Annotated in this window: 17 protein-coding genes and 2 pseudogenes; 5 read left to right on the top strand and 14 right to left on the bottom strand. The window is 67.6% G+C overall.

All coding sequences use genetic code 11. From position 1 onward, the window contains the following. Positions 1 to 155: 155 nt before the first annotated feature. The 3 genes and pseudogenes from MET2598_RS40895 to MET2598_RS0109475 all read right to left on the bottom strand — a co-directional run. A pseudogene (locus tag MET2598_RS40895) lies at positions 156 to 287 on the bottom strand (IS630 family transposase); the annotation flags it as partial. 1 nt (position 288) lies between these two features. Further along, a pseudogene (locus tag MET2598_RS38905) lies at positions 289 to 620 on the bottom strand (IS110 family transposase); the annotation flags it as partial. Between the two features lie 156 nt (positions 621 to 776). Continuing rightward, complete coding sequence (locus tag MET2598_RS0109475; protein ID WP_012332679.1) at positions 777 to 980, bottom strand: dodecin family protein; 204 nt, start codon at positions 978 to 980, stop codon at positions 777 to 779. A 599-nt stretch (positions 981 to 1,579) separates the two neighbouring features. Here MET2598_RS0109475 and MET2598_RS0109470 point away from each other — a divergent pair. Then, positions 1,580 to 2,068, top strand: coding sequence for a hypothetical protein (locus MET2598_RS0109470; protein WP_012332680.1), 489 nt, complete (start codon positions 1,580 to 1,582; stop codon positions 2,066 to 2,068). A gap of 193 nt (positions 2,069 to 2,261) precedes the next feature. Here the strand turns inward: MET2598_RS0109470 and MET2598_RS0109465 are convergent, their stop codons facing one another. Genes MET2598_RS0109465 through MET2598_RS0109435 form a run of 7 tightly spaced genes read right to left on the bottom strand, consistent with a single transcriptional unit; the run spans position 2,262 to position 11,151 of the window. Further along, on the bottom strand, positions 2,262 to 3,254 hold the full coding sequence (locus MET2598_RS0109465; protein ID WP_018260657.1) for an FAD:protein FMN transferase: 993 nt from the start codon (positions 3,252 to 3,254) through the stop codon (positions 2,262 to 2,264). Beyond that, a complete protein-coding gene (locus MET2598_RS0109460; protein ID WP_018260656.1) occupies positions 3,251 to 3,832 on the bottom strand; it encodes a nitrous oxide reductase accessory protein NosL in 582 nt (193 codons plus the stop codon). Before MET2598_RS0109460 ends, MET2598_RS0109465 begins: the two co-directional genes overlap by 4 nt. Beyond that, positions 3,829 to 4,659 (bottom strand): ABC transporter permease subunit, encoded by an 831-nt coding sequence (locus tag MET2598_RS0109455; protein ID WP_012332683.1) that lies wholly within the window; start codon positions 4,657 to 4,659, stop codon positions 3,829 to 3,831. The genes MET2598_RS0109460 and MET2598_RS0109455 overlap by 4 nt, the downstream gene beginning before the upstream one ends. Next, the gene (locus tag MET2598_RS0109450; RefSeq protein ID WP_026190618.1) at positions 4,656 to 5,561 is read right to left on the bottom strand and encodes an ABC transporter ATP-binding protein; all 906 of its coding nucleotides are present in this window, start codon (positions 5,559 to 5,561) and stop codon (positions 4,656 to 4,658) included. Before MET2598_RS0109450 ends, MET2598_RS0109455 begins: the two co-directional genes overlap by 4 nt. Then, positions 5,558 to 6,913 carry a nitrous oxide reductase family maturation protein NosD gene (locus tag MET2598_RS0109445; RefSeq protein ID WP_018260654.1) on the bottom strand — a complete coding sequence of 452 codons (1,356 nt, stop codon included), beginning with the start codon at positions 6,911 to 6,913 and terminating at the stop codon, positions 5,558 to 5,560. The genes MET2598_RS0109450 and MET2598_RS0109445 overlap by 4 nt, the downstream gene beginning before the upstream one ends. A gap of 34 nt (positions 6,914 to 6,947) precedes the next feature. Continuing rightward, positions 6,948 to 8,885 carry a TAT-dependent nitrous-oxide reductase gene (gene nosZ / locus MET2598_RS0109440; protein WP_018260653.1) on the bottom strand — a complete coding sequence of 646 codons (1,938 nt, stop codon included), beginning with the start codon at positions 8,883 to 8,885 and terminating at the stop codon, positions 6,948 to 6,950. Between the two features lie 16 nt (positions 8,886 to 8,901). After that, entirely contained in the window at positions 8,902 to 11,151 is a 2,250-nt protein-coding gene (locus MET2598_RS0109435) for a NosR/NirI family protein (RefSeq protein ID WP_036270321.1), read from the bottom strand. A 309-nt stretch (positions 11,152 to 11,460) separates the two neighbouring features. Here MET2598_RS0109435 and MET2598_RS0109430 point away from each other — a divergent pair, with 309 nt between their 5' ends. Continuing rightward, positions 11,461 to 12,279, top strand: a complete 819-nt coding sequence (locus MET2598_RS0109430) for a ferritin-like domain-containing protein (RefSeq protein WP_012332688.1) — start codon at positions 11,461 to 11,463, stop codon at positions 12,277 to 12,279. A 204-nt stretch (positions 12,280 to 12,483) separates the two neighbouring features. Here MET2598_RS0109430 and hmpA read toward each other — a convergent pair whose 3' ends face one another. Next, positions 12,484 to 13,719, bottom strand: a complete 1,236-nt coding sequence (gene hmpA / locus MET2598_RS0109425; protein ID WP_012332689.1) for an NO-inducible flavohemoprotein — start codon at positions 13,717 to 13,719, stop codon at positions 12,484 to 12,486. 95 nt (positions 13,720 to 13,814) lie between these two features. Here hmpA and MET2598_RS0109420 point away from each other — a divergent pair, with 95 nt between their 5' ends. Further along, positions 13,815 to 14,288 carry an Rrf2 family transcriptional regulator gene (locus tag MET2598_RS0109420; protein ID WP_012332690.1) on the top strand — a complete coding sequence of 158 codons (474 nt, stop codon included), beginning with the start codon at positions 13,815 to 13,817 and terminating at the stop codon, positions 14,286 to 14,288. A gap of 274 nt (positions 14,289 to 14,562) precedes the next feature. Here the strand turns inward: MET2598_RS0109420 and MET2598_RS40890 are convergent, their stop codons facing one another. From MET2598_RS40890 to MET2598_RS42700, 3 genes are all read right to left on the bottom strand, one after another. Continuing rightward, positions 14,563 to 15,078: a hypothetical protein gene (locus tag MET2598_RS40890; RefSeq protein WP_157182114.1), complete on the bottom strand. Its 516-nt coding sequence runs from the start codon at positions 15,076 to 15,078 to the stop codon at positions 14,563 to 14,565. A 206-nt stretch (positions 15,079 to 15,284) separates the two neighbouring features. Continuing rightward, on the bottom strand, positions 15,285 to 15,647 hold the full coding sequence (locus MET2598_RS0109415; RefSeq protein WP_012332656.1) for a response regulator transcription factor: 363 nt from the start codon (positions 15,645 to 15,647) through the stop codon (positions 15,285 to 15,287). Between the two features lie 79 nt (positions 15,648 to 15,726). Further along, a complete protein-coding gene (locus MET2598_RS42700) occupies positions 15,727 to 16,119 on the bottom strand; it encodes a LuxR C-terminal-related transcriptional regulator (RefSeq protein ID WP_018260651.1) in 393 nt (130 codons plus the stop codon). A gap of 412 nt (positions 16,120 to 16,531) precedes the next feature. On the opposite strand from MET2598_RS42700, the gene MET2598_RS0109405 reads away from it, so the two are divergent. Together MET2598_RS0109405 and MET2598_RS0109400 are read left to right on the top strand one after the other, a co-directional pair. Next, entirely contained in the window at positions 16,532 to 17,272 is a 741-nt protein-coding gene (locus MET2598_RS0109405; RefSeq protein WP_018260650.1) for an HAD family hydrolase, read from the top strand. Further along, positions 17,269 to 19,551, top strand: coding sequence for a glycoside hydrolase family 65 protein (locus tag MET2598_RS0109400; RefSeq protein ID WP_018260649.1), 2,283 nt, complete (start codon positions 17,269 to 17,271; stop codon positions 19,549 to 19,551). The genes MET2598_RS0109405 and MET2598_RS0109400 overlap by 4 nt, the downstream gene beginning before the upstream one ends. Positions 19,552 to 19,912: the final 361 nt, after the last annotated feature.

The following is a 19,912-nucleotide window of genomic DNA, read 5'->3' as shown; positions in this document are numbered from 1 at the left end:
ACGCGACTCTGATCGCGCCGCATCAACGTTTCCAAGAAGAAGCGCATCGGGCTCTCCATTCACGTGCACTCGTGCGAGAATGCACATGAGACATAAGATTAACGAATCTAGAAGAACTGTGCATTGCCGCACATGCCGCACACATTGCGCGCCCCTGCCGGCTCCGGCACCTCGATGGTGTTGAGGAAGCGCAGCGCCTCGCCGTGGCGGTGACGCTGCATGCCGCGGCCGATCACGGTGCCGTCCAGCACGGTGAGCGCGGCAAACAGCGCCGCGGTGCCGTGCCGGACGCAGTGTCGGGCGGCGCACGGCTTCCGCCATGGCCTCGGCATCGGCCGCACCAGTTCTGCCACGCTTGACGTACGGCTTCACGGAGGCGGGTGGCATCAGCTTGACGGTGTGGCCGAGCTTGATCAGCGCGTGGGCCCAGTGATGGGCGGTGGCGCAGGCCTCCGTGCCGACCAAGCGCCGACCAAGCAGGGTGTGAGCTTGGCAAAGAAGGGCAGGACCCCGGCTCGCCGCAAAGGCCGGCGCGCGAGGACCTGGCCTCGCGCGCCGATGCCATGAACCTGGACGACGTTCTTCGCCAGACCGAGGCCGATGGTGCTGACCTGTGCCAGGGACGGCTCCGGATGACGAGAACCGGCGGCCTTATCCCGGCACAGCGGTGCCGTGAGCAGGGCCGTCCACCCCGTCAGGCCCGGCCCGCGGCCCCGCGCGAGGCCTCCAAAACACTGTCCGGAGGCCCAGAGGGGCGTTCAGTCAGCGCCCGCGCCTCAGCCCTCAAGCAGGAACGAGATTTTCACGTTGACCCGGAACTGGGTCACCTTGTCGTTCTCCACGACGGCTTCGAACTCCTTGACCCAGACGGACTGGATGCCGCGCAGCGTGCTGGATGCGCGCTCGACCGCTTGCTTGATCGCGTCTTCGTAGCCTTGAGGGGATTGAGCGGAGAGTTCGAGGAACTTCACCACCGACATGATTGCCTCCCTTGCGGGTCAGGCACGTGATGCTATGCCCGGCGCCCTGGGGAGGCAATCCTCGTGCAGTTGCGCCTCGTGCAGTTGCGCGCAGGGGCTTGGCAGTGGCTCCGAGGCGGGTCCGTACTGCCCGTTATGCGGAGCTTCTCCAGTCCGACTGAAGGCCGACTGTATCACGGGCCGCAGTTCAAGCCGCACAATCACCGTCCGTGGCGCATGCAGTAACATACGTCAGCTTCATGCTAGCAGAAGCGCTAACATGGGTCCGTCAAATGAATGACATCTCCTACGATTTCCTGCCAAGATTGATTTGGAAGCGCCACCAATGTTGATGGAACGAAAGAAATCCTCTTTCGGCGCGCGTCGAATGGTCTTATAGTCGAGTCTGGTCAGAGCTGGGCTTTTGCAGAAGAGACCCGGCCTCTCGCGAGGGCATGGCGGTTGCGCCATGTGCGGGCCCGCACATTCATCGGCTCTCGGCGAGGCCAGCATCGGAATCGGTCAAATTGGCCATACCGCTTTGGCCACTGCTCCCGTTAACTGCTCCCGTTAAGAGCTGACGCAGGTGGTACATAGCAGATCCACGGAAGGAGCTTCCTATGCAGAAGCCCGTCGCTCACCGGCATAACGATGGATCAGCACACTATTCGTACTGCTATCCTGAGGATGGCAATCGGCTGACTCGGTTCGAATGGCAAGTCTCACGCCAGACGGTGGAGACCAAGCAGCGCTCACGAACGGCACTGAGTCTGTTCGGCTCCGCTCTCGGCCTTGCGACGGCAGCGTTCTGGGTGACGATGCTGGTGTCCCCGCCGACATCGGAGGCGACAGCCGCGTCGGAACCCTCGGCGCGGTGCGCGCAGGTGGAGCAGACGGTCCGGCCGTGGCTCGACCGAGAAGTTGCCCGTCGTGCTCGCGTCGGCGTAACGGCGGGCCAGGCGGAGTTCAACAGCATGCTGCTGTCATACCAGTCCGCCCACGCGCAGTGCATGTCCGGCCGCGTGCGCAGCGCTGAGAGCAACCTCAAGCGCTTGGAGGTGCAAATCGCCGCGCTTGCCGATCGGTCCACGTCGCAGGACGAAGACTGAAATCCCATCACGCCCCTCGCGCCGATGATGGACAATCGGGCAGCACAGGTGGAGCACGCGCGCGAAGCCACGGCTCATCCGAAGCATTCGGCCAGATTACCCAAGGGCATGGACCGTTCGGGAGCAGAACCGGCTGCTGGCGCAGTGCTTTGGGCTGACGTTGAGCCGCTCTCGCAGCTCAACGTCAGGAGGATCAGACCACGAGCTGCATCGCCGCGCCACGCTGATCGATGAGATGGACCAGCTCCGCTCCGTGCAAGCGGGCCACCGCGGGCATGTCCTGCGGCCGCATGACACTGAACGCCGTCGAGAGCGCGTCGGCTGCAGTCGCGGTGCGGGCGATCACGGTCACGCTCTGATAGCGGTCCGCGCAGGTGCCCGTGGCCGGGTCGAACAGGTGATTGAAGCACCCGGCCGGGTCGAAGCGGAAGCCGTAAGGACCCGAGGTCGCGACGGCGCGGTCGACGACCGGCAGCACCGCCGCGCTCTGCCCGGGCCGCTGCGGATCCTCGATCCCGACCTGCCACGGGCGGCCATCGGGACGTGTCCCGAGCACCCGCGTCTCGCCCATGTCGACGAGGCTCTTGTCCACGCCTTCGCTGCGCAGAAGCGCGATGATCCTGTCCGTCACGAAGCCCTGGGCGATGCCGTTGAGGGTGACCGCCATGCCCCGGCGCATCGCGACCCGGTCCGGGCTGACCAGCAGCTTGTCATGGCCGATGCGCTGGAGAACCGCGCGACGGGCGGCCTGCGTCGGGCCGAGCGGGTCGGCGTCGGGCCGCGAGAAATGCGCCTGGTATAGCGCCCAGAGCGGCTGGACAGTGACGTCGAAGGCGCCGCGGGTCGTCCGCGAGACGCTCTCGGCCGCCCGCAACAGCGCGACGAATTCCGGGGGCGGCGCCACGACGATGCCGGAGCGGTTCAAGGCGACGAGCACCGAGTTGGCGTCGTAGAGGCTGAACATGGCCTCGAGCCGGCGCACCTCCTGCACGGTACGCGCGGCCAGGCTTTCGGCCGCGGCCCGGTCCTCATGGTGGATCTGCAGCTTGCAGATGGCGCCCAGCGCCTGACCCTGCCAGGTCACGAGCGCCGCGTCGGCCCTCGCAGGGCCGCCGAGGGGCAGGAGCGCCAAGCCGGCAGTGGCAGCGCTGATGCCGAGGAAGCGGCGGCGGGGCAGGCAGGTCATCGGACGCCTCCGTGCGCGTCGTGCGCCGGCGCGGCGCGGGCACCGCTTTCCTCGGTCGCTCCGGCGCCGGGCGCCTCACCGCCGGCCGCAAGGACCTCCGAGGACGGCACCTCGGCAAAGCGCAGCACCCGGCCGCCCTTCTCGGCGGCGAAGCGCTGCGCCATGTCCTGATCCGAGAACGGCACGATCTCCTCCACCCCCATCCCGCCTCGCGCGGAGCTGCCAACCACGAACCAGGCGGCGCGCGCCTCCACCCAGTTCTCCGCGCCCGGCTTCGCCCAGGAGGCGGCCTTCCCCATGTCGGAGACGTAGATGGCCAGGATGTCCTTCGGCTCGTCCGGCAGCATGGTGAAGGCGAGGGCGTCCCGCGCCGAGGAGAACCAGACCGGCTCGATCCGGCTCTGCAGCAGGATCTGGCCCTTGGGGCCGGGATGCTCCAGCACGTTCATGCCGCAATAATGGCCCATCGCGTCGGCCGTGAGGGCCGCGGGCTTCGGCGCCTCGGCGCTCCGCTGCTGGTTGCAGCCGGCCGCCATCAGGCTGATTGCTGCCGCGCAGATCAGGACGAGTCGCCTCATAGCTCCCTCCGAGAGAAGGACACCGCCGCCATGCCGAGCGGAAGAACCGTCCAGAGGCCCAGCGCCAGGACCAGTATCGACGGGGTCAGGGCGGCATCCGCGGTCAGCCCGGCCATCCCGGAGAACGCGCTGGCATTGCCGAGGCCCGCCAGGTTCACCAGCCGGTAAATGTCGGTTGGGTTGAGCAGCAGCAGGACGTTGAGGAGCCCTGCCGAGATCACGCGGCCCTGATCGACCACCAGGAGCCCGAGCAGCGCCATGTCGTAGATGAGCACCAGCGCGAGCCAGATCCCGATCGAGGCGCCGGCTGCCGTGCTGCGGCTGCCCGCGAGCGCGCTCACCAAGTAGCCGAGGGCCACGAAAACGGCGCCGAGCGCGACCGACGAGCCGATCATCGCGGCGAAGGCGAGCCAGCTCGCGGCTTGGATCTCGGCGCCGGTCAGCAGCAGGGCCACCGCCGCGGCGCCGTAGCCGAGCAGCGTGGCGAAGGCCAGGATCGCGAGGTGGCCCAAGAACTTGCCAAGCACCACCTGGCCGCGTCCGACCGGATAGCTGAGGAGCAGCAGCATCGTGCCGCGCTCCATCTCGCCGACGATCGCGTCGTGCGCGAGCAGCAGCGCGATCAGGGGCAGCAGGAATATCGTCAGGCTGGACAGGCTGACGATCACCACGTCGAGCGCGCGGACGCCGACGCTGCCGGTGGGCGCACTCCCGAGGAAGGTCAAGGCCAGGGACAGCCCGGCCATCAGCAGCGTGGTTGCGAGCACCCAGCGGTTGCGCAGCGCTTCCTGCACCTCCTTGACCGCCATGATCCAGGTCGCCCTCATGCCGCGGGCTCCCGATCACGCAGGAAATGAGCGTAGAGGTCGTCGAGCGTCGGTGAGAGCACGTCGATATCCTCGGGTGGCGACCCGGCGCACAGCAGCGCCCGCAGCACCGCGACCTTGCGGTGATCCGCGACCTCGACCTCGAGCGCCCCGCAGGGGAGGCGCCGAGCCGTCGCGAGGCCCGCCAGCAGAACGGGCGCCTCCGACCCGGGCCGGATGCGGATGCGCACAGGCAAGCGCGCCACGCGGCGCAGCTCCTCCAGCGATCCGCTCGCCGCCATGCGGCCCCGGTCCATGATGATGACCCGGTCGGCTCGGTCCTCCAATTCGCTGAGCGCGTGGGAGGAGAGCAGCACGGTGGCGCCGCGGCCAGCAAGTTCCCGCACAATGTCGTAGAAGGCGAGCCTGAGCGCCGGGTCGAGGCCGGTCGTGGGCTCGTCGAGGAGCAGCACCTCGGGCTCGCCGATCAGGGCTTGGGCGAGGCCCAGCCGCTGCCGCATGCCCTTCGAATAGGTGCCGACGCGGCGATGAGATGCCTCGCCGAGCCCGACACGCTCCAGCAGGCGGAGGCTCGCGGTCTCGGGCGCGCGCTTGAGCCGCGCGTAGAAGCTCAGGGTCTCGCGCCCGGTCAGGGCCCCGTTGAAGGAAACGTTCTCGGGCAGATAGCCGAGCCGCCGACGGGCCGCGAACTCCCCGGCGGCCGGGTTCTCGCCCAGCACCTGGACGCTGCCGGCATTCGCTCGAATCAGGCCCAGCATCAGCTTCATCAGGGTGGTCTTGCCGGCGCCGTTATGGCCGACCAGTGCCACGGCGCCGGAGGCCAGCGTGAAGCTGACGTCGCGCACCGCCTCGGCGGCCCCGTAGCGTTTCGTCACACCCCGCAGCTCAACCGCTCCGGTCATGGTTCCGGTCCTCGTCGTGCCGGCTTCGCGGGCGGCGAGATGAGGGGTTTGGTGTCCACGACACCGCCCGGCAGGAGAGCCGGGAACTGCGATTGTGCCCAGCGGATCACCTGGATCGCCGGCGAGTTGACCAGGACCTTGGCGGCGGGCGCCGTCCAGAGCACCTTGTCGATGATGTCGTTGGGCTGGTAGGCCGTATCGGCCAGCCCGTCGCCGTTCAGGTCGAAGCCCGGGTTGTCGCTCCAGTAGTTGCCTCGCCCGCCAGCCGACCAGTCGAGATAGCGCGTCCCGACATATTTCACCTGGTTGCGATTGGCCACGAAGGCGTTGCCGGACACTTGGTTGCCTTCGGAGCCCGCCGTGAAGTGGATGCCGATCTCGCAGCCCTCGAACCAGTTGTCGCGGAATCGGTTCTGGTTTGCATTGTAGATGAAGACGCATTTCTCCGGCCCGATCCGGGCCGCGGCGGCCGGGGCGGATGCCGGCCCGGCGGCTGGCAGGCCGTGCTCGGACGCCGAGCGCTGGCCGCGGCTCGTCCACCGCTCGGCGGGCTGCGGCCCGCCCACCACCAGATTGCCCGCCACCTCGGATCCGTTCGCGTAGTTGAAGACGAAGCCGTCGTCGCGGTCGCGGTCGGAGACGTTGCCGCTCACGACCAGCCGGTTCGAGAACATGATGGCGTAGCCGACCGCGTTGCCGGTCGAGATATTGTCTCTTATCTCGCTGTCGTTCGTATACATATAGTGGATGGCGAAGCGAAGGTCGTGGAAGTTGTTGCGGGAGAAGACATTGCGCTTGCTGCTGATCGTGAAGACGCCGTCCCGGCCGAAGCTGATGTCGTTGTCGACGACCTGCGCGCCGGGCGCGTTCCAGACCGATACCCCGTTGCCCGCCTCGGCGAGGCGGCCGTCCCGAAGGCCCACGATGGTGTTGTGGCGCACGAGGGCGTCCTCGGCCCCGTGCACGTAGACGCCGAACAGGTTGCCCTGGATGCGGTTGCGCTCCACGCGCGCACCCTTGGCCTCCTTGGTCAGGAAGACACCGGAATCCATCCGCTCCAGATTCGTTCCGGAGCCGCGCACCTCGAGCCCGCGGAGGCTCACGCCGGGCGACGTGACCGTGATGACGCTCCCGGCGCCGTCCCCCTCGATCATGGTTCCCGGCTCTCCCTCGATCGCGAGCGGCTTGCCGACCGCGAGCGGGCCGCGGTAGCGCCCGCTCCGGAAGACGAGCGTGTCCCCCGCGCGCGCCGCATCCACGGCCTGCTGCGGCGATCCCGCCGCGGGCGAAACCTCCCGCCGCTCCGCCCGGGCCGAAGGGGCCATGCTGGCGGCGAGAATCGCCGCCAGCATCCATCGGGTCCTCTGCGCTGCCTGGTCCATGACGTCAGACGTTCTTGGGCTCCACGAACATCCGCCCTTTCATCTCCATGTGCATCGCATGGCAGAACCAAGAGCAGTAGTACCAGTAGACGCCTGGCTTATTGGCCGTGAAGGTCACCGAGGCCGTCGCCTGCGGCGCGACCTCCATCTGAATGCCGTAGTTCACGATCGAGAAGCCGTGCGTGAGATCCTCGACCGCGTCGATATTGGTGACGTGGACGGTGACCTGGTCGCCCTGCTTCACCGTGAAGCTCTCGAGACCGAAGGACGGGGCCGTCGAGGTCATGTAGACGCGAACCTTGTCACCGTCGCGGATGACCTTGTTGTCCTCCTCAAGCCTGACGCCATCGGCCTTGGCCTGCTTTACTTGGTCAGCGAAGAAGGGATCGGCCCGGTCCCAGATCGAGATCGGGTTGATCTTGGAGCGATGGACGATGGTCGCGTCATGCGGCTCGGCAAAGCTCGGGCCGTCATGCACGATCATCATCTTGTCACCCGAGATGTCGATCAGCTGGTCGTTTTCCGGCTTCAGTGGTCCAACGTTCAGAAAACGGTCCTTCGAGAACTTATTGAGAGAGATGAGCCACTTGCCATCCGCCTCCTTCGTCTGTCCCATGGAGCTGTGATTGTGGCCCGGCTGATAATGGACGTCGAGCTTCTGGAGGATCGGGTCGACCTTGGCGCCCTTGTAGGCCTGCCGGGCCTTCTCGATGTTCCACTTCACCACTTGACTGTCGATGAACAGGGTCGTGAAGGCATTGCCCTTGCCATCATAGGCCGTGTGCAACGGACCGAGGCCGAGCTCCGGCTCGGCGACCACGACGTCGCGCGGCTTGATCTTGTCGTCAAACAGATCATCGAAGAGACGGACATCCATCACCGTCACGGTCGGCGACAGCTTGCCGTTGGCGACGACGTGGATGCCGTCCGGTGCGGTGTTCATGCCGTGCGGGCTGTTCGAAACCGGGACGTAGCGGGTGAAGCGCGAGCCATGCCGGCCGTCGACCATCGGTACGCCACCGACCACCTTGGCCTCACCCTTGCGCACCGCCTCCTCGATGCGCTTGATGTTGAAGATGACCACCCAATCCTGCTCGTTGGCGGTCATCTCGGCCAGCGTGACCCCTTCTTCGGAATTGTAGCAGGTCGCGAAGGCGTATTTGCCCTGATAGTCCGCATCGACGTTGTCGAGGTTGCCGTCCACCAGCACCTGCCAGGCGACCTGCATCGTGTCGCCGTCCACGGCAGTGAAAATGGCGTGATACTGCTTGTTGTCGTCGAGCACCTTGCCGTCGTTCGGAAGCGGCACCCGGTCCTCGCCGTTGCAGAAGACGTAGCCGGTGCGGGGATACTTCTGCACACGCAGGCCATGAACGGTATGCTGGTTGGGCAGCTCGATGATCTTGTCGCACCGCATCACGTCGAGGCGGATGCGGGCCACGCGCGTGTTGGCCTTGTCATTCACGAAACAGTAGCGCCCGTCATAGGTGCCGTCCGTGAACGACAGGTGCGGGTGGTGCAGGTCGCCGTTGTGATAGACGCCGCCGCGAGTCTCCAGAAACTGCTTCGTCTCGGGAAGGAGGCCCTCGGTCAGCACCTTGCGGCTCTGGTCGGTGAGGCCCCAGCCCGTGGCGCTGTCGCGGTTGAACACCGGAACCCGCATCAGCTCGCGCATCGACGGCAACCCGACGATGCGGAGTTCGCCGGTCTGGCCGCTCGAGAAGAAGACGTAGTACTCGTCGAGATCGCCGGGCTTGACCTCGGTCTTGTTCGGGCCGCCGGCGAGCGCGGGGCGCGCGCTCGGCTTCGTCTGCGCCTCGGCCGGCGTTGCGAGACCGCGCGTTCCGGCCGCCCCCGCGACGGCGCCGGTCGCCGCCGCGGCGGCCGTGGTGCCCAGCAGCTGTCTGCGATTCAGCCTGGCGTGCTCGGAAGTCTCGGACATGTCACGTTCTCCTTTGTCAGGACGGGGAGCGGGCGGACGGCGCCGTGGCGGGAACCGGCCTGCCGTCGACGGTCACGCTCGGCTTCGCGCCCCGGCCGCCGGTGCGCTGCGACGGCGAGCTGAGCGCTTCGAACTTCTCGCGCTTCAGCCGCACCTGGATCATGTGCGGGCAGCGGTGATCGTCGTGGTAGAGTTCCTGGCAGTGCATGCAGTAGATGCACTCGTTGACGTTGATGTGCCCCTCGGGGTGGATCGACTGGACCGGGCACTCCTTGGCGCAGCGCTGGCAGGGCGAGCCGCATTCCGGCCAGCGCTTCAGCCACTCGAAGGTGCGCATCCGCCCCGGAATGGCGAGCGCGGCGCCGAGAGGGCACAGGTAGCGGCAGAAGAAGCGCTCGACGAAGAGCCCCGCCGCGAGCAGCGCCACGGCGTAGAGCGTGAAGGGCCAGTCCCGCACGAATTTCAGGATGATGGCCGTCTTGAACGGTTCGACCTCGGCCAGCGTCTCGGCCATGGCAACCGAATAGAGCGATACGCCGAAGAGACCGAGGAAGATCACGTACTTGATCGGCCACAGGCGCTCGTGCAGCCCCCACGGAATCGTCAGCTGCGGCACCTTCAGCCACTGGGCAAGGGTGTTGGTGAGTTCCTGCAGGGCGCCGAACGGACAGAGCCAGCCGCAGAACGGCCCGCGGCCCCAGAACAGCAGCCCGGCCGCGATGGCCGCACACAGGATGAAAATCAGCGGTGCGGCCAGAAAGAAGTCCCAATGGAATCCCGTCACCAAGGCACTGGTGAAGGTGAGGATGTTCACGACCGAGAGCTGTGCATTCGCGTACCAGCCCAGCCAGACGAGGGTGAACAGCAGGAAGGCGCGCCGCACCCAGACATAGGTGTGCGGGTGCTTCACCAGCGCGTCCTGGAAGAAGAAGATGCCGGTCAGGACGAGGAGCGCCGCGGCGGTGATGCCGATGGCGATGCTCTTCGAGCGCCAGATCCTGATCCAGAGTGGCTCGTCCTGGATGGTGGTGGCGTCGGATCCCGCCACCGCCGCGGCGGGCGCCGCGGCAGGTCCCGGTGCGCCGGCGGGGGCTGGCTGCTCGGCAGCGGTGACGGCGCGCTGTTCCCGCCGGACGTAGCCGTCCGGTAGCGTGTAACCGACATCGAAGGTGAGAAAGGCCTTGTCCCGCGCGCCGACGGCCCGCTGCACCAGCAGCCGCAGCTGCCAAGGCTCAGTCGGATCGAAGGCGAAGTCCGGCGGGATCGTGAACAGGCCGATCTCCGGCAGGTCCGGCGCTCCGCCTTCGAGCGCGCCGAGCCGCGTGTGATTGCGGTCGCGGAAGCGGACACCGCTCCCGTCCTGGAGGAGTTCGATGCGATCGAAGATGCCGCCCCGGACGTAGGCCGCTCCCTTGAACGAGTAGGCCCCCTCCCCCGCCACGACGATGGCCTGCTGCCCCGGCCTGAGCTGGGAGCGCAGGCGGGCATAGCCGTCCTCCCCGAGCAGGCTGCGGCCGATCGTCGGCACCGAGACCAGGGCGACGTAGAGGTCGATGAAGGTGTCGTCCGGCGCACCAGGCTCCGGGTGCGAGGCCGCGGCCGCGTTGCCGGACTTGGCGAAGGCCTCGTTGATATCGGCGACGGACAGGTGCAGGCGCCGGATCGAGCCGTCGCCGAGCAGGGTCTGCCAGTCCTTGACCTCGCTCCTGTCCATGTCGACGGTCTTGGTGACCGTCGCGGCCGCCGCCGCGCCCGCTCCTGCCGCGCCGCCGAGGCGGCCGCTCTTGATCAGCTTCACGGCCGAGCGCACGGCGCTGTCGCCGATGACGAGCACCGTCACCGTGGCGCCGCTCACGATATCGACCTGCGGCAGCGGCTCCGCCCCGCTCGCGACCGGCCGCATGCCCTTGCCCACCAGCGTGTTGATCGCCTCCACGATCCGCTTCTCGGGGATGCCGATCAGCACGATCGGCTCCTTGTGATCGACAAGCTTCAGGCCGCGCAGCACACCTTGTGGGTCGATGCCGATCAGCACGTGGATCGGCTTGCCGGAATAGCCCGTTGCGCTGCTGAAATCGGTATTGAGGTAGACGTAACCCTTGAGCGTGCTGCCGGTGTAGACGGGCACGATGGGCGGATCGCCCTGAGGAGAACCGAACCGGTCGGCGCCTGCAAAGAATTCACCGGGCTGAACCTTGGCGAGGTAGTCGGTGAGCGGGCTGGTCCCGGCCGCCATGGCCGCCAACGCACCCCATAGGTGGATCATCGCGATGACGATGAATGTGGCCGGACTCCCGTACCGACGGCGGAGCTGCCCCCTGGGATCGCGTGCCGGCACCGTCGCCGCCCCTGCGTGGATGGCAGCTTTTCTAGAAGAATCCCCTAAACACGGCATAGGCACCGGCTCATCGTCACAATCCCGCCGAATCGGGAGGCTGATCGGGCGGTATGGCCAGAAAACCACTTCATTCTGCATCGGTCTTTGCGCTAGATCAAGCTTTCCGATACTGCGTGCGCCAGCTCGACGTCAGCTCGATTTTGATTCAGAATTCGACAAATAGGGAGCAAGACGACCATGCCCACCCTCAAAGCCGAGCCTGCCGGTCGTATCGAAAATCTGAAGAGCTTCTTCGCGCTCGCCCACCTGATGGAGAGCGAGGCGGCGCGCAGCTATGCAGAATTTGCGGACCTGATGCGCAAGCAGGGGCGACCCGATCTCGCCGACACTTTCGCACGCATCGCCGGGGAGGAGAGCGGGCACGCCGCCCATATCTCCCATTGGTCGCAGGCGGCCGAGGGGCGCGGACCCGATTCGCAGGATCTGCGATGGCCGCCGCCGCCGACATTCGAGCGTGAGGATGCTGCCGAAATCGCCGGGTCGCGGCTGCTCACGCCCTATCGCGTGCTGACGATCGCGGTCCGCAACGAGGAGCGGGCCTTCGCCTTCTGGGCGTATGTCGCCGCGCAGACCCGCAGCGAGGAGGTGCGCCGGGCGGCGGAAGCCATGGCCCGGGAGGAGCTGGAGCACGTGACGACGTTTCGGCGCGAACGGCGCCGGGCCTTTCACGCCATGCGGCAGGCGGGGGCGGGGCCCGCCGCCAGGAGCAGCGCCGCCGATCTGGAGGCGGCGCTCGCCGCGATGCTGCGTCAGGGCGGCTCGGACGCGCTGGCCCAGGAAACCGAAGCGCTCGGCGCGCTGGCCCGGCCGCTGCAGCTCGACGTGGCACGTCCCGCGACACGCTCAATCGAGGCCTTGGCCGAAGCGCTGGCCGACGCCTACCTGCAGGCGGCGGAGACGAGCAGCGACGAGGACAGCCTCGTGCGGCTGCAGGAACTCGGGCAGCGGGCCATTCTGAGGCTGGCGAAGATCAGGGAGATCTCCTCGCCTTCCTGAATGAGGGCCTGCGCACACGACGCGGGCGACGATGCTGACCATTTCTGGACCCGAATGGGACGATGGCGGTCGAACGCGGCGGCCACGCCCGCCGCCTCGGCCAGGGCGGTCTCGGCCAGGGCGGTCTCGGCAATGCGCGCGAACCTCGTGCGCATGCTGCTCAGGAATGGGCGCCGCCCTGCTGCGGGGACGGCGCCGTCGCATTCAGGCCGCCTGCTGCTCCAGCAGCTCGTCGGCCGGGCCGAAGAACTCGAACCGGATCCGCTCGGCCGGAACGCCCTGGCGCCGCAATCCGTTCACCAGGGCGCTCAGGAACGGCTTGGGACCGCACAGGTAGTAGGTCGCCGCCTCGTGCGGCGTCTGCCGCACCAGCCACTCCGCGGTGATCAGCCCCTGCCCGTCGTAGTGCTCCCCTGGCCGGTCCTCCGCCGCGGGCTCCGCGTAGAAGGTGTGCAGGCGAAGGTTCTCGTTGCCGGCCGTGAGCTCCCGGACCTGATCCCGCATCGCGTGCACGCGCCCGTTCTGGGCGCCGTGAACGTACCAGGTCGGGCGTTTGGGCGTGCTCCTGGCGATCGTCTCCAGCATGCTCACCATCGGCGTGAGCCCGACCCCGCCGCTGACAAGCACGACCGGACCCACGGACGTCCGGTCGAGGAAGAAGTCGCCCGCCGGCGGCGCCGCGCGCAGCACCGTTCCGGGCGCGGCCTCGTCGTGCAGCCAGTTCGAGACGATGCCCGCCGGCTCCTCCGGTCGGCCCTCGCGCTTGACGGTGATGCGGTAGGCCCGGTCGTTCGGCGCGCAGGAGATCGAGTAGTTGCGCTTGAGCACGCCGTGACCCGGCAGGTCGAACAGGAATCCGAGGTACTGACCGGGCTCGTGCCGCACCACTGGCCCGCCATCGGCCGGCACGAGAACGAACGAGCGGATGATCTCGCTCTCCGGCGTGACGCTCTCGATCACGAAGTCGCGCCAGCCGTTCCAGCCGCCGGGCTTCGCCGCCAGCTCCCGGTAGATCGCGGCCTCACGCCCGATCAGGAGCTCGGCCAGGAACCAGTAGGCCTCGCCCCAGGCCGCGCAGATCTCCGGCGTCGCCGCCGCGCCGAGCACGTCCCCGATGGCGCCCAGCAGCGCGTCGGCCACGTGAGGATAGTGTTCCGGAAGGATGTTGAGCGCGACGTGCTTCTGGGCGATGCGCTCCACCGCTCCGCCGAGTACGCCGAGATTGTCGATGTTGCGCGCATAGGCCAGCACGGCCTGCGCCAGGGCCTTGGGCTGAGAGCCGGTTTCGCCGTGATGCGACTGGTTGAAGAGATCGCGGATCTCGGGGTTCTTGAACAGGCGCTCGTACATGCGCCGGGTGATGTCCAATCCGTGCGCCTCGAGGGCGGGCACGGTGGCCTTGACGAGAGCAACGGTGGCGGGGGTGAGCGGGGTCGGCATCAGCGATTCTCAAAGGTGCATTGACGGCGCACCTTCTACCCAGCTGGCCGGAAAGATGCAAGCGTGATATACCTTATCTCCGTCCCGGAGCCCTCATGCACCTGACCCGCTACACCGACTACGCGCTGCGCACCTTGATCTATCTCGGCCTGCGAGAGCCGCAGCAGAGTTCGATCGCCGAGATCGCGCGGGCGTACGGCATCTCGGAGAACCACCTGACCAAGGTGGTGCATCAGCTCGGGCGCCTGGGGCTGATCCGCACGACGCGGGGACGGGGCGGCGGACTTCGTCTCGGCAAGCCGCCTTCTGAGATCGTGGTCGGCGCGGTGGTGCGCCAGACCGAGGAGGATCTGGCGTTGGTCGAGTGCTTCGCGAGCAGCGCCTGCGCCATCACGGCCTCTTGCCGGCTCCGGCGTGCGCTCGGGGAGGCCCTGGCCGCGTTTCTGGCGGTGCTCGACGGCTACACGCTGGCGGACCTGCTGGAGGATGGATCCGGGCCAGAGATCGCCCGGCTGCTGGGTCTTGCATCGCCGCAGGCTCGCAAGCAAAGCGCGCCCGAACCGGCCTGAGAAAGCTTGGCGCAAGCTGTCTCACGGCAGAAGCCGAAGGCGCGATTCACGAGATTCCGGAAGGTCCGTTTTCCCATGACGGTCGGCTGTCCCGGCGGTAATGGCCAAAATTCCGGAAGCGAATCATCTCGAAGTCTTCACTCTCGATCAGTTTTTGGCAAAATGCTTGCGGTCAGAATCTGCAATCGTTTTAATGAAGCGGCTGCCCCAATCGAGACATCAGGCACGAAGCAAATTTGGTCGCAGAGTCTTACTCATCGGCGTCTCCCCCTGCTCAGCACTGGTGCGGTGCGGTGCCGGCTGCTCTTTGCCCTTCCAACAATGCCTGCACGAACATCCACGCTTGCTCTCTGCATGCAATCAGTCTGTCTAGGATGACCCTGAAGTCTGCCTCCCTCCATTCGAGAAATTTGCCGGTTCGTTCGTCGCGCATCAGCAGCGCGTCCGGCAGTTCATCCGCATAGTACCACTTACAATGAACGACCTCATTCCTTTGCTCGGCACATGAACAGCATTCGCTATGCAATATTTTCCAAGACTTTATGACTGCGTCATCCCTTATCAACTCGGCCAGTACGTCATCTACCATCTTTACTCTGGCTTTTATGTCTCTGAGCGATTGTATGGATATATTTGCAAACCGACTGTAATTTAGACCTACACTCCAGTCGTCAGATACGGCGTGCCCACCAAATACAGACGCAAGCACATCGACAAGCCTGTCTTCTATGTATGTCCACTCCGTCGTGATGGCTGCGAGCAACGCCGCGCATTCCTTGCGCTCCAGCATGCCTCCAGACCGGCAAGAAGCCGAACTAAGGTGACTAGGTTGGGGCATGCTCAGGTTTCCTCAGGTTGGGGCTTTCTCGGCAGCCTTCAAAGCGATGGAACTCCCGATGGACGAGGAGGCGAACCGTCCAGCGTGCGCCTTGGACCGATCCGCACGTCGCCGTGTCCGCAGGGTTTCTGGGCGGGCAGGCTCCGGGAATGGCCCTCTCAGGCAGAGCCCACCTCGCGCGTGCGCGCCAGAACCGCGAGCAGCGCTTCCGACGAGAGCCCCTTCTCGAGCAGGGGGACCCCGGCCTCCCGCGCCCGCTCGCGGATGCTCGGGTCCGGATGGCCGGTGGTCAGGAGGATCGGCGCGTGCACGTCCAGCTCACGCAGCCGGCGCAGCACATCGAGCCCGCTCAGGCCAGGCATCATGACGTCCAGGATCACGCAGCCCGGCGCCGGGCCGGGGAAGGCCGAGAGCAACGCCGCCCCGCTGCCGAAAGCCGCGACCGCGTAGCCCTCGCTCTCGAGCAGGAACTGCAGGGAGCTCAGGACAGCAGGATCATCGTCCGCGATGAAGATGGGCATGACCAGCTCCTGATCCTGCGGTCTGGGGTCTGGGGTCTGGGGCCGGATTGGGCCATCCTCCCCGTCCGCAAGGGGCAATCTACCGGCCCAACCCTGACTCCAAATTGATGTCTCTCAAGGCTCGCTCCAGCCCGCTCAGAACGGCCCGGCGCACCAGCTCGGACAGGCGGCCGGCCTGCCTCTTCTCCATGCTCTCGGCTTGGTAAGCCGCTGCCGCCCGCGGGCGGATGGCGAGGGCCCGGCCGGTCTCCTTGGCCGTGCGGCCCGCCACGAGGGGCGTGAGCACCTGCCGCTCCCGCCCGCTCAGTCCCTCGACGGGGCGCGCGAACGCCCGCAGCGTCGGGTCGGCGGTCGGAGGTGGACTTCCGGACGTGAGGGCGGCGCGCACGGCCCGCAGCGGGATCTCGTCGTCGAACGGCTTCTCGATGAAGTCCCCGGCGCCGAGCCGCATCGCCTCGGCCGCGACCGGCACGTCGCCGCTGCCCGTCCCACGATGACCGGCCGCGGGCTGCCGACGGCCTGCACCCGGCGCAGGAGGTGGAGCCCCCCGATCCCGGGCCCGTGGACGTCGGTCAGGATGCAGGCGCCGGTGAGGCTGGGCGGCGCCTCCCGCAGGGGCTCCGCGCGGGCTAGAGGCGCGGGGCGAAGCCTGCGTGACGGTCCACTAACATTCCAACCGGGCCACCCAGTGGGGGCTGGTCACCGTCGCTTCTGCTCCAGGCCGGTGCCATCGACGGTCCCGTGCTCCAGCGGGCTTTCTCGACCGCGAGCTTGAGCGGCGGCGACTGGATGCTCTGTACGGCCGTCGCCAGCTCTGTTTTCCTCGGCGAGGTCAGGAAACGGCTGATCCGCATGACACGCCGCCGGGTCGGGGGGAGGTCAGAATGGTGCCGCTCATGATGGCGTTCGAGACCCGTGCGCCGACCGATCCTCGCGCTTTCATCTTCGACGTGGATGGGGTTCTGCTGGCCTCCCCGCACGAACGCGCCTGGCGTGAGGCGCTCGACGGGCTGGCAGATCCTGACCGCTTCACCACCGCCCTGTACCAGGCCCACGTCGCCGGCAAGCCGCGGCTCGATGGAGCCCGTGCGGCCCTTTCCGCCTTGGGTCTGCCCGACGTGCAAGGCCTCGCAGGGGCCTACGCCGATGCCAAGCAGCACTGCCTCGACAGGATCATCGCGGCCGAGGGCGTCACCGCCTTTCCGGACGCGCTCCGCTTCGTCCGGGTCCTTGCCGAGCGGGGATGGCCCATGGCGGCAGCCTCGTCCTCGAAGAATGCCGAGAGGATGATGCGCATGGTTCCGCTGAGGGAGGACCGCACGCTGCTCGACGCGTTCGCGGCGCGCGTCTGCGGCCGCGCCCTGCGACACGGCAAGCCCGACCCGGAGATCTTCCTGCTCGCCGCCGCCGAACTGGGGGTCGAGCCGGCCCGCTGCTTCGTCGCGGAGGATGCCCCGGCGGGAATCCGGGCGGCCCGGGCCGGCCGCATGACCGCCATCGGCATCGCGCGGCTCGGCGATGCGGCCGGATTGTGGGCGGCCGGGGCAGACCGCGTGGTGGCGAGCTTCGACGAGATCCGTATCGCCGACCTCGCCCTGGACCGCCCTTCGGGAGACGCATCATGACGGTGACCGACACGCCGGCGCAGGCCGTGCTCCCCGGCGACGATCCGTCCTGGCTCCTGCGCGAGACGGGATACGAACTCCTGCGGGAGAGCACCTTCGAGACGCGGTTCGCGGTCAGCAACGGCTTTCTCGGCTTGCGGGGAGGCTTGGCGACCCATCTCGGCGCCTGCCGGGCCATCCCGCCGCGCACCTACGTGGCCGGGCTGTTCGATACCCCCACTCCGGACAGCGCGGTGCCGGAACTCGTCCCGGCTCCCGACTGGACGCAGGTCCGCATCCTCCTGCCGGACGGCCCGCTGATGCGCTGCCCGGACCGGTCCTCCCGTGCCCTGACCTTGGACATGCACCGCGGGCTGCTCTTCATGGAAGCACGCCAGACCTGCAATGCCCCGCTCGACGTCTGCCTGCGCTCCCTGCGCCTCGTCTCGCTGGATGCGCGCGCGGTCGGGATGCAGGTGATCGAACTCCGGATCGAGAGCGGGGTCAGCGATCTCACGCTCGAAGCCGCGTTCGGGCCGACGGATTTCGAACTCGCGCCAGAGCGGGCGGAACTCGACCTGAAAGCGTGGCGCACGTGGCGGTCCGGCCGAAGCCTCGCCATCGCGGCGGCGGCCTCGCTGGAGATCGACGGCGTGGAGCGCCAGCCCGTGGCGCGGGGCGATCTGATCTGGACCTGGAGCTGGACGGCGCAGCCGGGGCAGGTGGTGAGCTTCAGGCGCGTCGTCGCGGTGACGCGCCACCACGGCACCGATGTCCATTCGGGCGCCCGGGCCCGCAGGGAGCTGGCTGCCGCACGCACGCTCGGCTGGCAAGGCCTCATCGCCCGCCACGAGGCGGCCTGGGCCGAGCGCTGGCGCCGCAGCGACGTGCGGGTGGAGGGCGACGAGGGCGCGCAGGCCGCCCTGCGCTTCGCCGTCTTCCACCTGAACGGGGCGGTGAACCCGGACGACCCGCAGGTCTCCGTCGCGGCCCGCGCCCTCACGGGCGACGACTACCGTGGCCACGTCTTCTGGGATACCGAGATCTTCCTGCTGCCCTTCTACACCCTGACGTGGCCGGAGGCGGCGCGCACGCTCCTGATGTATCGCTTCCGAACCCTGGACGCGGCGCGCGCCAAGGCCGCCCGGATGGGCTGGCGGGGTGCGCTCTACGCCTGGGAATCCGCCGATACCGGCGCGGAGGTCACGCCCCGGCAGAGTGTCGGCCCGGATCGCAAGATCCTCGACATCCGGTGCGGCAGCCAGGAGCAGCACATCAGCGCCGATGTCGCCTATGCGGTGTGGCAGTACTGGCAGGCGACGGCCGACGAGGCCTTCCTGCGCGAGGCCGGCGCCGAGATCATCCTGGAGACGGCGCGGTTCTGGGCCAGTCGGGCCGAAGCGGATCCGGATGGCAGCCGCCACATCCGCGGCGTGATCGGGCCCGACGAGTACCATGAGGACGTGGACGACAACGCCTTCACCAACATCATGGCCCGCTGGACCATTGAGCGCGGCCTCGATGTCGCGGCATTGCTTCGGGAGAGGTGGCCGGAAAACTGGGATGGCCTGTCGGGGCGGCTCGCCCTCGACGCTGAGGAACTGAGCCAGTGGAGCGAGGTGGCGCGGACGATCGCGACCGGTTACGACCCGCAGACGGGGCTATTCGAGCAGTTCGCCGGCTTCTCGGCGTTGGAAGAGATTGACCTCGCGGCCTATGCGGGGCGCTCGGTCCCGATGGATGTGGTCCTCGGGCGCGAACGGACGCAACGGACGCAGGTCATCAAGCAGGCCGACGTCGTCGCGCTTCTGGCGCTGCTGCCAGAGGTCTTTTCCGCGCGGGAGGCCGAGGCGAATTTCGACCATTACGAACCGCGCTGCGGGCACGGGAGTTCGCTGAGCCGGGCCATGCACGGTCTCGCCGCCGCACGCCTCGGCCGCCCCGAGACAGCGCTGCACTACTTCCACCAGAGTGCAGCGATCGATCTTGCGGATACGCATGTGGCGATCAGCGGCGGCATTCACGTCGCGGCTCTCGGGGGGGTGTGGCTGATCGCGATCTTCGGGATCGCCGGGCTGTCCCTGCGCGACGACGGGCCGGCCTTCCACCCGCGCCTGCCGGCGTCCTGGCGCAGCCTCGCATTCCGCCTTCAATGGAGAGGCCGGTCTCTCCTGATCACCATCGATCGTGACGCCCGGGTTTTCCGAGCGACGATCGAGAGCGGATCTAGTATGCCGATCTACTTTCATCACAAACGATACGTCGTTTCGAGCGATCACGATATCGAGATTCCAGTTTGAAACTGTAAATCTAAAGCTGATACGATGGTTCTGAGGTTTGAGCCGGAGGAAAATGCGGGTGCCTTGGCGCGGACCGGCGAACGCCGCCGCGCCGCCGATTGAGGGCGGGGCGCCGTCCCGGCACCCCAAAAGGGCGAAGCAGGCGCAAGTGCCGCCTCGACGGCCGTCACGCCGCGCCGTCCGCCAACACCCGCAGCGCGTCGCTGATGACGGCACCGGAATCGGCGGCGCGGCGACGCGCAGGCTGGCGGAACGGGCATGCCCTGCCGTCTACGGGTGCTTGATCTGCCGCAAGGTGGCGGCCGCTTTCACGGCACAGAATCCAGGCCGTCGAGGGCGTCCTCACTTCCATCCTGGAGAC

Origin of the sequence: Methylobacterium sp. WSM2598 (assembly GCF_000379105.1) — a bacterium.
Lineage (GTDB): Bacteria > Pseudomonadota > Alphaproteobacteria > Rhizobiales > Beijerinckiaceae > Methylobacterium.
This window is presented reverse-complemented; position numbering and strand designations above follow the sequence as displayed.